Annotated in this window: 7 protein-coding genes and 1 pseudogene; 3 read left to right on the forward strand and 5 right to left on the reverse strand. The window is 59.1% G+C overall.

Features of this window, described 5'->3' with window-relative positions; genetic code table 11:
• Nucleotides 1–3 precede the first annotated feature (3 nt).
• The 5 genes from ABID77_RS10195 to ABID77_RS10215 are packed head-to-tail and all read right to left on the reverse strand — an operon-like array spanning nt 4 to nt 10,282.
• Entirely contained in the window at nt 4–2,739 is a 2,736-nt protein-coding gene (locus ABID77_RS10195; RefSeq protein ID WP_429594626.1) for a DEAD/DEAH box helicase, read from the reverse strand.
• Nucleotides 2,736–3,917, reverse strand: coding sequence for a PDDEXK nuclease domain-containing protein (locus ABID77_RS10200; RefSeq protein ID WP_429594629.1), 1,182 nt, complete (start codon nt 3,915–3,917; stop codon nt 2,736–2,738). Before ABID77_RS10200 ends, ABID77_RS10195 begins: the two co-directional genes overlap by 4 nt.
• A gap of 13 nt (nt 3,918–3,930) precedes the next feature.
• Nucleotides 3,931–5,679: a site-specific DNA-methyltransferase gene (locus ABID77_RS10205; RefSeq protein WP_429594631.1), complete on the reverse strand. Its 1,749-nt coding sequence runs from the start codon at nt 5,677–5,679 to the stop codon at nt 3,931–3,933.
• A 5-nt stretch (nt 5,680–5,684) separates the two neighbouring features.
• Nucleotides 5,685–7,415, reverse strand: a complete 1,731-nt coding sequence (locus ABID77_RS10210) for an AIPR family protein (protein WP_429594634.1) — start codon at nt 7,413–7,415, stop codon at nt 5,685–5,687.
• Nucleotides 7,415–10,282 carry an SNF2-related protein gene (locus tag ABID77_RS10215; protein WP_429594637.1) on the reverse strand — a complete coding sequence of 956 codons (2,868 nt, stop codon included), beginning with the start codon at nt 10,280–10,282 and terminating at the stop codon, nt 7,415–7,417. Before ABID77_RS10215 ends, ABID77_RS10210 begins: the two co-directional genes overlap by 1 nt.
• 161 nt (nt 10,283–10,443) lie before the next feature.
• Here ABID77_RS10215 and ABID77_RS10220 point away from each other — a divergent pair.
• From ABID77_RS10220 to ABID77_RS10230, 3 genes and pseudogenes are all read left to right on the forward strand, one after another.
• Nucleotides 10,444–10,649, forward strand: a pseudogene (locus ABID77_RS10220) (hypothetical protein); the annotation flags it as partial.
• 56 nt (nt 10,650–10,705) lie between these two features.
• On the forward strand, nt 10,706–10,972 hold the full coding sequence (locus tag ABID77_RS10225; RefSeq protein ID WP_429594809.1) for a type II toxin-antitoxin system Phd/YefM family antitoxin: 267 nt from the start codon (nt 10,706–10,708) through the stop codon (nt 10,970–10,972).
• The gene (locus ABID77_RS10230; protein ID WP_429594640.1) at nt 10,969–11,385 is read left to right on the forward strand and encodes a type II toxin-antitoxin system VapC family toxin; all 417 of its coding nucleotides are present in this window, start codon (nt 10,969–10,971) and stop codon (nt 11,383–11,385) included. The genes ABID77_RS10225 and ABID77_RS10230 overlap by 4 nt, the downstream gene beginning before the upstream one ends.
• Nucleotides 11,386–11,434 lie beyond the last annotated feature (49 nt).

Consider the following 11,434-nt stretch of genomic DNA (forward strand, 5'->3'; position numbering starts at 1 on the left):
TTTTCATGCTCCTGTTGTCACCGCGAACTGGAAGAAATCCTGCAGCCGCTTGTCTTCCGTCACTTGCTCGTGAGGAACAAGCAGGTACAGCCAAGGCTTAGCTCCGATCTCTTTCGCGTTCGTTGATGCATGTCGGCACCAGAGTGCACCGGCCTGAGCTTTGGCCAGCACATCTTCTGCTTCCAAGTCTTTACGCGCCTTGGTTTCGCACAGCAACAAATGATCGGTGGTCTCGACTACGAAGTCGGGCACGTATTCGGGGTGTTCGTGGTTCAGCTTGTAGAAGATCTGAAATTGCCCTTTCGCCGGCTTGAACCACTTACTTGAATCCCGCTCAAGAATCACGGCAAAGCGGCGCTCAGTGTCCGAGTCGAATTTCTGAATTGGATAGAGGCAGCGCGAGAAGCCCCCGAACAGCATCTGCTTGATGCGGCTCGGATCGTCAACAGTCTGGCGATAGTCCCTCGGCACCTGACCCGCCGTGGTCGTGTAAGTCGGCGCCTTCAGCGCGGTGAACCCTCGCCGCACTTCCACGTCGTACTGGGTGGCATCCGATTCGAAGAAGTGCTGCGCCATCTGCGCATGAATATTTCGCGCGATGAGTTGCCGGTCGAGATCAAGGACATTGCGAACCTCCGTCTCATCGGACAGATAGCTGCGCAAATGCGAAACCATCTGCCCTGCGAGGTCGTACAGCAACGCTGCGTGCGTCATGTAGTCGATGTCGTCGAAGTCGATGAGCGCATGGACAATGTAGTCCTCCAAGCGACGCTCGATACGCCCACTCTGCGCAGACAGCGTGAACTGCTCATGCGTACGCAAAGTTTGACCAACGAGCGAACGGTCCTTTGGCTGCAGATGCAGGCTCGAGACATCCAAAGTGAAGGGCCGGAAACCGCTCGTCACCTCACCTTTGGGGGCTACGACAATGCGAGGGATATCAATCGTTTGCTGAACAAGATTTTCGACAGCACGTCGCACGACATCCGCAAGATTGATCTCCGGCGGCGCATCGTCTCCCTCCAGCAGCGTGACCTGTTGCGGCGGCAGTTTTGCCCTCACGGCTTCCGTGATGCGCGCCTGAAATTCGGGCGTCAGAAGGGTCTGACGGGTGGGTGCGTCTTTCGGAAGCAACTCGTAGCTCGCGGCCGCTTCCATCGCCAGAACCGCTGCCTGCCGCTCAGGCTCTGTGTTGAACAGCGGGGGTTGTGAAGTCCTGTCCCCGCTCGGCTGAACGGCCTGGGAGCCGGTTATCGCCAGCCCGCCGATGGCGCGTTCCCAATTTGGCTGTACGACGACGCTGCGCGGCATGTCTCCAGCTTCTCTACCCATCGGATCCAGGTAGAACTCTTTGAGTCGTATGGGCGAGTCAGCCCGGTTTGCATCGTCGATGATTTCCTGGAAGCGATCGTGCGCGATGATGCTGAGTCGATCGACCTTGGCAACGCCGGTCCGTTTCCCATAGGGAAGTCGCAGCCCACGTCCGATCGACTGCTCCACCAACGTGCGCGCATTGGCTGCCCGCAGCGGCACGATGGTGTAGAGGTTGGTGACGTCCCAGCCCTCCTTGAGCATGTTGACGTGGATCACGATCTCGGTCGGCTCGTCCACACTTTCCACCGCCAGCAGGCGGCGCACCATCTCCTCCTCCTCAGCGCCGGTCTTGCTGCTATCCACCTGGATGACCTTGCCTTTGTAGCGACCGCTGAAGAACTCATTCGACTGCAGGTGCGCTATCAGCTGGCCGGCATGCGTAGTATCGCGTGCAATCACCAGCATGAATGGCTTGACCTCCTTCGCGCCGTTCGTCCGCGCGTAAGTCTGCAGCTCGACCTTGGTCGCCTCGTGCATGCGCACGCCGTCCTGCAGCTTGACGCGCTCCACCTCTTCGGGCGGCATCTTGCTGGCGTCGAAGTTGCGCTGCGTGACCACGGCCGGCTCTTTCACAAAGCCGTCTTCCATGGCCTGTGCCAGCGGGTAGTTCATCACCACGTTCTTGAATGGCACCGGACCCTTGGTCGTTTCGACGAAGGGTGTTGCCGTCAGCTCCAGCCCGATCAGCGGCTTCAAGTCGTTGATGGCGCGCACGCCCGCACTGGCGCGGTAACGGTGCGACTCGTCCATCAACAGCACCAGGTCAGGCAAGCCCGCCAGATAGTCGAAGTAGCTCTGCCCGATGTACTCCGACAGCCGCTTGATGCGCGGCGACTTGCCGCCACGCACCTCGGAGTTGATCTTCGAGATGTTGAAGATGTTGATGGTCACCGGCGAAAGCAAATCGCCCAGCGCCTGGGCTCGCTCTTCGTAGTTGTCGCCCGTGATGATCTCGGGCGGATAGGCCGCGAAGTCGGACACACCCTTGAACACGTACTTGGGCGTGTTGGGCGTGAAGTCGCCGATCAGCTTGTCATAGATCGTGAGGTTGGGCGCCAGCACGAAGAAGTGCTTGATGCTGTGCGCCTTGTACAAGTAAGCGATGAAGGCGCCCATCAGCCGCGTCTTGCCAACGCCCGTTGCCAAAGCGAAGCACATCGACGGAAACTCCCGCTCGAAGTCTTGCAGCGACGGGAACTGCCCTTTGAGCGTTTCCAAGACTTCGGCCACGTCTGCCGCATCGCGCTGATGCTTGAGCATGCCGGGCGCCGCCTCCAGCGCAGCGGCGAGCTTGACGAGCGATTCCCTTTGCGGCGCCCGCAGGCTCATGCGCCCAGCGGTATCGTTGACATCGCGCTGACTCATGGCTTGCCCTCTTTCGTCTTTTTCTTAGTTGGCACCTTGGCTGGTGCGCTGATGGAAAGCTGCCGCAGTTCGCGGCGAAGCTCATGCTCCAGTTCCTGCTCCGTTGGCAGATGCAACTGGTAGCGGCTCGTGAAGATGTTGCGTTCCTGCTGCTCGCCGAGGGTGTACTTCACCACCGCATCGTTCTTGTCCGGGCACAGGATCACCCCGAGCGTTGGGTTGTCGCCCTCGGTGCGGCGCTCACGATCGAAGTAGTTCACGTAGAACTGGATCTGACCCAGGTCGCCATGCGTCAGCTTGCCGACCTTGAGATCGATCAGCACATAGCACTTAAGCACCGCATGGTAGAAAACCAGGTCGATGTAGAAGTGATCGCCATCGACCGTGATTCGCTCCTGGCGCGATACAAAGGCAAAGCCTTTGCCCAGTTCGAGCAAGAAGGTCTGCAGGTTGTCGATGAGCGCCTGCTCCAGCTTCGACTCCACCAGCTTCGGCGATTCGGGCAGTCCGAGAAACTCGATCACCAACGGATCCTTCAGCGCATCGAGCGGTTGCATCACCTCCTGCCCGTGCGTGGCGAGGCGCATCAAGCCCTTCTTGTCCTTGCTCTTGGCCAACCGGTCATACAACAGACTGGCTGTCTGCCGCGACAGCTCGCGCACCGACCACGCATTGCGGATCGCCTCGATCTCGTAGAAGGCGCGGGCCTCGCTGCGCGCGACGCGCAGAAGCTGACGGTAGTGGCTCCACGACAACGAGGGATGCAGCACGCCGGGTCGCCAGGCTTCGTCAGCCTTCGATGATTTCCGAGAAGGCGTCTCGGGCGTTGAGGCCAAGGGCAGCACCAAGGAGCCCACCGCTGATTTCCGAGACAGCGTCTCGGAAATCAACTGCGGGTAGTCGAGATAGAACTGCCGGAACGCTTCGAGGTTGTCGACCGAGTAGCCACGCCCGAACTCTGCATTCAACCGCGCCGACAACTCGGCCAGCAGCTTGCCGCCGTAGCCCGCGCGTCGCTGCCCGCGCTGCTCTTCCTCCACGATTTCCCGGCCGATCAACCAGTTGGCCGCCACCTGCGTGGTATTGACCGTGCGCACCACACCGGCACGAGCGGCCTCCAGGATGTCGCGCACACGGCCATAGAGCGGCGGCGCAACCTCGACAAGTTTCTTGCGCAATGGTGTTGCCACCTCAGTCGGCCTCACCGTCGGCGGCGTCGGTGAAGAAATCAGGCTGCGCTGGCGCGTCCACCGTCTTCTGCGCCATCGGCAAGTTGGCAACGTTCAGGCTGTAGTCGTCATGGCCCCATTCGCAGCGGTCCTTCACCATCTTGGGGATCTTCTTGATAGTGAGATTGGGCCAGCGCTCTGCCGCTTGCTCTCCTGAAACACCGTGCCACGCGCCGCAGCAGACCAGCAAGGAACGGTCCGAGCCGACCTCGTCGCTCAAGGCGGCGAGTTGGTCGGCGGACAGGGTTTGCGTGGTGACATAGATGAAGTCCCGCTCGCTGGAATGGCCTTGCTTCCACCACAGCACGTCGGAAGGCGCATAGCTGAACCCTTCGAGTTTGCACATGGCCGCCGCTAGCATGCTGGCGTCGTATTCGACATTAATAACGAGGTTGCCCCAGCGGTCAGTAGATAGCAGTGTGGGGGCTATTTCGTAATAGCGAAAACCACCTCCACCCTGCCACCCTGTGGTCTGAGTTACGCCGCTGGCATCTTGCCCATCAATAACCTTCTGCAGCCGCGGAATGATATGCGTGTCGCAATGCTCGCCCAACTCCACCATGATCCAGCGGCGACCCATTTTGTGGGCTACCGCACCTGTAGTCCCAGAGCCGGCAAAGGAATCCAGAACCAAATCTCCTGGTCTTGAAAAATGTCTTAGAACGACTTCGAGTAAAGCCTCGGGCTTTTTCCCAGACCTGAAGTCAACACCCCCTTCATGTCTGCAGTTTCCAAAACTTCCAGCAAGATCGTAAAAATTCTCAATCGGCGACGCTTGTTCAACGCCCTCGCTCTCAAGTTTGTCAAGTGGAACGCCCTGGTAGTACTTCCCTTTGGTTGCAGTAGCGCGCGCTGGACCAGTTATGTACCGATAGCCCAGACCATCATCCCCGATTCCTGGCACCTTATAGAGCATGCCCAATCCGTCAATCTTTGACCTGCCAGCAAGATGATCGCGAAAAAATCGACCAGTTGAGTTGCCATCAAGGATTGAGCCTGTGGCCCAAATTTCCTTTAACCCTTTGGCTGAGCCCTCCTGCTTTTTGACCTCCCATTCGTGAGCCTCAAATGCCCGGACATCGCGCCCTCCAAGCTTCACTATCCTTCCCTCACCCTTCTCCTTAACGTGATAGCAGAACTTCTCAAAGTCGAGCGCGCGACTGTTCTGAACAGGTTGCGCACCAAATTGCTTTCTGTAAACATGAATTTGCTCAATCTGTTTATGAAAAGCCATGTCCTGCTTCAGCGTTTTCTCAGAATATCTAACTTGTACATACAAAGTTACAAGGTAATTTGCGCGTCCAAACACCTCATCCATCAAGACTTTTAGGTACGGCCCTTCCGAATCATCGATATGACAGCAAATGAATCCATCTGGCGCCAACAGGCCACGCAACCGCTCAAGCCGATCACGCATTAATCCAATCCAAATCGAATGTTCTAGCGCATCATCGTAATGCTCGAACGCACTTCCGGTGTTGTACGGTGGGTCAATGAATACGCACTTCACTTTGCCAGCGAACTCCGCCTCCAGCGCTTTAAGCGCCAACAAGTTATCACCCTTGATCAAACGGTTGTCGAATATGTCTAAATCGGACCTGCACGAAGACGCGTAGTACCTGCGATTCGGGTCTTCCAATAAGATGCGCGGCTCCAAGCGCGGCCGCTGATCCTTACCGATCCAGGTCAGTTCTAGTTTTTGTCGAGTCATGCGAATTATTTTGTGATCTTCAAGGCGCGCATTACATCGGCCTTGAGGGCCTGTAGATTTCCCGGATGGGAGAAAATTTCGGCTGGCGGCTTTCCAACCCAATGGGCTTCTGCGCAGGCTTTGGCCAACTCGCTCCGGACCTCATCGATGGCGACCGATATTTCCATGCGCTCCGCGCTGGTCAAGGTCAGCGTCACGGCGTCGGTCAGCGTTCTCTTGCGCGTGAAGACAAGGTGCGAAACCAGTTCGATCGTTTCTCGAGTGAAGGCGGCATCCTCTAAAGATTGCGTCGCTAGATCCGCGTTGATAGTCGTTCGGATCATGCGGCCGATCTGCGTGGTCCGCCACAGCTTCCGGGCCGTCAGTTCGTCTGGAAACAACTGTCCGTAGAGCGAATCCGCAGTCTGCGCGACCGCATCGCCCGCCAGATTGCGCCTGCGGTCCCACAGACGCTCTGGCGTGCTGCGCAGCGCAGAGAGCAATTGCATGCTCGCCGTGCCGGTCAAGGAACACGCTAAGCAGTTGGCCGCCTCCTGCGCGGTGAAGACCTTCTCTGCAGCATGCGGGTCCGATGCACTTTGCTTGTAGATGTAGGTGATGCCGGCAGCCTTCAACGTGCGGCGCCAGTCTTCCTGGTTGTCGTCCAGCGCAATGAAGTCCTGCACCGTCACCGCGTTCTGACTGTTCCGGTATTCCGTCACTCGGTCGCCGAAGTCAGCCGCGCCGCCCTCCTGAATGCAGGTCACCAGAACATAGGCCTCGTGCGTGTCGTAGTGCGCCAGCGGTTGCTGCGCCACAGTGCCTGCGGTCTGGGCGCCGTTGATGATGGAGACGCCTGTGAGCTTGAAACGCCCGCGTGATCGCTGCGCATCCATGGGGCCGACCGGCGTGATCCGCTGACACAAGAGGGTGATGCCGTTGTTGAAGTAGAGAAAGTCCGCGGGTGCCTGCGTCAGCGTGCGGGTGATCTCCGCGTTGACTTCGGACGAGCCCCTATAGCGGCGGATGTTGGCGCGAACGAGTGCGTGATCATGCGTTTGATAGAGCGATGCCAAGTCTCGAACTCGCATGACACCGTAGAAGGCGCGAGCAGGCGCTTCCACCAAACCGAAGTTCTGCAGTTCGATCTCCACCTCGATGACCTGTTCGGCACGGCGCGCCATGAGAACGTCATGGAAATCGCTGAGACCAAAGCGCGTGAATTGCGCGCGCCCCGGATGGATCGCATTGATGCGCTGCACCACATCGGAGAACAGTGTGCGGCGATCTTCATCCAGCGATGTTCCTGTGTAGGCCAGTGCAAATCGCAGTTTGTAGTCGCCATTCATTGCGGCTTCGATAGCCGCCTTGCGCTGCTGTAGGGCCGCATTGAACCGCTCGAATCTCCCCGCAGCGAAGTCCAGCACACCCAGTTGAAATTTGGACGCATCACCCAGGATGGGCTCACCGAGCCCGCTGTGGATGTACTTGGACTGAACGAGCCAGATCACGCCGGTCGTACCGATGTAGACCGAGTCAACGCCATGGTCTTGGCCCCCATCAATGCTTGCCGCCACCGCCTCAGCCTTCGAAGCGCCGGCCTGTGACATCAGAAAGAAGGCAGCCAACGCTTTCGATAGGAAGTTGCGATCTTTGTCTTTCTCATTGCCAAGGCCCTCGATGGAACCAGCAAATTCGGCTTTGAGAAAGGCTTGAATCTGCTGGACTTCCAACGGGCGCGGTGTTGCGGTTGCCATTACACCAACTCCCAAGCGATGACGAAAACATCTTGCAACCGGGCCGCGCTCGACAAGCGCGACTCCAGGTCGTCGATCAACCTGCTGCGCTGTGCATCGATCTCGTCCTGCCGATCGAAAATCCGCCGACGCAACTGGCCGCGCTTGTCTTCGAGCGCCCTCTGCTGCTTCTGCCAATGCAGCTTTTCGTCCAACGTGCCGGAGACGCTGGCCGTCCGGCGAACGTCCTTGATCTCGCGGTCGAGCTCTTTGACTTCGTTCTCCAACCCGATTTTCAGATCGTCGGCCCAGGCGTCGAGCTTCTGCACTTCGCCATCGAAGTACCCGAGGTTGCGCAGATTGATCTCCCCCAGGCGAGCACTTTCCAGAGCCAACATCTGGTTGTCGAGCGATGCCGGAGGTTCGTCGAAAAGTTGCGTTTCGAGCAGTTGCGCAGGAAGGCGCAGTAGCTTTTCAGGGTCTTCATCGTGCAGAGGCTTGCCTTGGCTGTCGACCGCCGTCACCAGCAAGTGCTCTTCTTTCGTTCCAAGAGAGTCCACTGAAAGGACACTGAGGGCAAGCCACCCATGCTGACCTCGAAGATCGCGCAAAGTGGCGACGTGAACACCGTGGGCCTCGTAGTCGAAGCGCAAACGGGCAGGCGGCAGGCGCCTTGCACGGGCGCTGGCGATGAGCGCCTGCGCCAGCGGGTGACCGACCCGGTACAGGTGAGCATCACTGTTACGGCGGGGCAACTCGTAGCGCCCCAATGGAATGCTAGAAGCATCGGCTGCCTCGACCGCCTGCGGAAGCGCGTGCAATTCGAAACCGCCTTCATCGGCAGTGGCGAGGTCTTTTAACTCCGATCGCGTCAGGTCCAGCAGCAAACGCTCAAAACGTGTGCGCGAGCTTTTGCTCTGGGTCTCCCGCAGCTTGAGTTTTTCCTGCACCGCCTCGTCGAAGTTCTCCAACAACAGTTGGCGTGTCTTCAGCATGGTGCTGTTGATTTCCCCCGCCAGATCGAGCTGCAGTTGGCGGAAAGAGTCTTCGATCTCATCGGGCTTCCGGCAGCCCTCATAGATTGCGGCGATGCGCCGTTCGATATCAACGCCACTCTCCAGCGCACCCAAAACCTCATCGCTGGCACCGAACACGCCCTCGAAAAGCTGAAACTTTTCGGCTAGGAGGTCATAGACACGCCGATCCGCCGCGTTGCTCAGATCGATGAAGTTGACAACCACCACGTCGTGCTTTTGACCATAGCGGTGGCAGCGACCGATCCGCTGCTCGATGCGCTGCGGATTCCACGGCAAGTCGTAGTTGATGACGAGCGAACAGAACTGAAGGTTAATGCCTTCGGCGCCCGCTTCGGTCGCGATCATGATATTGGCGTGATCCTTGAAGTGCTCAACCAGCGCGGCACGCGTGTCCGCGGTGCGCACGCCCGTGATGCGATCGGTGCCCGCATGGCGGGCGAGCCACCCTTGATAGAGATCCGTCGCCTGAGCGCTGTTGTTGGTGCCGTTGAAAAGCACGGTTTGGCTGGCCCATTTACTCCTTTCGAGTAGCCCGAGCAGGTAATCCTGCGTGCGCCTCGACTCTGTGAAGATCAGAGCCTTCTTCGGCGCATCCATGCTTTCCAGCTTAGTGAATGCCAAGTCCAGCGCCTTAAGCAACGCATCGCCCTTGGCGTTGTCGTGCAACGTGCCGGCCCGCCGTTGGAAGTCCCGCAACTCGGCAATTTCCTCGGCAACGCTCGAACTCACCGTTGAATCCGGCCGCGCCCGTTGCTCCGACCACTCCTCTTCGGTTTCGTCGAGCGCCTCGTAGTCTTCGTCCAATGTCTCCGTCAACGACTCGTCCAACGGCTTGCTGGCCAACTCGGCCTCTAGCCGGGTGGCCATCGTGCCCAACGCACCTGCGATGGCGAAACTGGAGGACGCCAGCAGCTTCCAGAGCACCAGCGAGATCAGCTGCCGCTGCGCGCCGGGAAGTGCGTTGAGCACCGGTCTACGCAGGTAATCCGCGACGTCTTCATGCAGCGCCTGCTCCTCCGCCCGGGGCGTGAAGTCCTGAACCATCGGAATGCGCCGCGTGTACGGGATGAAGGGCTGCACCTGCCGGCGAAGCGTGCGGATGCAGACGGTATCGAGCCGGCTGCGCAGGCGCGCAAAGGTATCGGGGTTGCCCAATCCGCTGAACTGCTCGCGGAAGCTGTCGGCGTCGCCGAATACCCTGTCATCCACTAAGCTAACCAAGCCATACAGCTCCATCAGCGAGTTCTGCAGTGGCGTGGCTGTAAGCAAGACTTTCGGCGCATGACTCAGCGCATCTTTCAGCGTCTTGCCGATGACGTTGCCCCGCTTGTAGACATTGCGCAGACGATGCGCTTCGTCCATGACGACCAAGTCCCAGGCGATACCCTTCAGCTCGTCGGCTTTCGTTTTAGCGAACTGGTAGGAGCAAATGACGATTCGATCCGCCAGTTCGAACGGATTCTTGAGCCCTTGTTTGAGAAGCTGCCTGAAGCTCTTGGCTTCAAGAACGACAGCGTTCAGGCTGAACTTGTCTTGCAGTTCCTGGTGCCATTGCTTTCGAAGGTTGGCCGGAACGATGATGAGGATGCGTCGCTTCCGCTCGGCCCAGCGCTGCGCGATGACCAAGCCCGCTTCTATCGTCTTTCCCAGACCGACTTCATCGGCAAGGATGGCGCCCTTCGACAGCGGGCTACGGAAGGCAAACAGCGCTGCGTCGACCTGATGCGGATTTAAATCCACCTGCGCGTCGACCAGCGTCGACGCTAGCTTGTCGGCAGACGAGCCCTCAATCTGGCGTGAAAGCAGCCATGCGAAGTACTGCGTTTGATATAGGGTAAATCCGGTGACCAAGCGTCATTCCTTCTGGAGCAACCAGATTATCGGTGTGGTCCCGCAGCCTCCGAGCTTTTTAACATCGTAGAAGGGTGCAATGAGACGAGCGGGACGGACCAACCCGGTCGGCAACAGCAACGTGGTGTTCGAGCCCTCGCTGTCGACCCTCCTCGACATTCAAGCCCAAGATGCACGGCCCAAACGAGGTGAACTTCGACAGCGAGCTGTTCGGCCGCGTCGAGCAGCTGCTGGGCCTCCCCGCCAACACCGTCAAGCTAGACCTCATGGACGAGGAGCGCCGCACCAGCATCAACCTCAAGGCCTGCATCGCCGAGGCTGCTCCGCGAGCGTGGCTTTCATCAACACTGGCTTCGTCGACCAGACTCTCGTGAAACGTACAATTTAAACGTACGTTTTTAAAGAGCTTTTTTCCTGCAGCACATTCCCCTCTCACAAGTCCGTGCCAACCTCGCCGACACCTCGCGCATGGTGGAAATCAGCACGGAACCGGCGTTGATTTCGCGCCGTGGCGAACCCGCTGCCGTGCTGATGTCGATCGCGCAGTTCCGTCGGCTATCGGGTGCTCCGCGGAACTTCGCGGAACTGCTCGATGGCTGGCGCCAGCATCATCTCGACGGCGATGCTCCGATCGACGACTCGTGGGTCGACGTTCGCGATCCATTACCGGGGCGCAAGGTCGAATGGTGAGCTGGCTGCTCGATACCAACGTGCTCTCCGAAGCGACGCGCCCGGCGCCCGATGCAGACGTGAAGGCGGCGTTAACGCGCCATGCCGGCGAACTGGCCATCGCGACGCCGGTATGGCACGAACTGCGGTTCGGATGGCTGCGCATGCCCGAAGGCAAGCGGCGCGATGCGATCGAGCGCTACCTGACCGACGTGGTGGGCTCGCTGCCCATGCTGCCCTACGACGCGGCCGCTGCACGTATCCATGCCGAGCTCCGCGAGGATCGCGAAAAGGCGGGTGCGGCGTTGCCTTTCGTCGAGGGGCAGATCGCAGCGATCGCCATCGCGCACGGACTGACGCTGGTCACGCGGAATCAGAAGGACCTCGTGTCCGTTCCCGGCCTGCGAACGGTGAACTGGTGGGGTGCCGGCTGATGTCCCGCGCTACTCATACAGACCTCGATACGTTGTCCACAGGCGATCA

It is taken from the genome of Variovorax sp. PvP013 (assembly GCF_050435945.1).
Taxonomy (GTDB): domain Bacteria; phylum Pseudomonadota; class Gammaproteobacteria; order Burkholderiales; family Burkholderiaceae_C; genus Variovorax.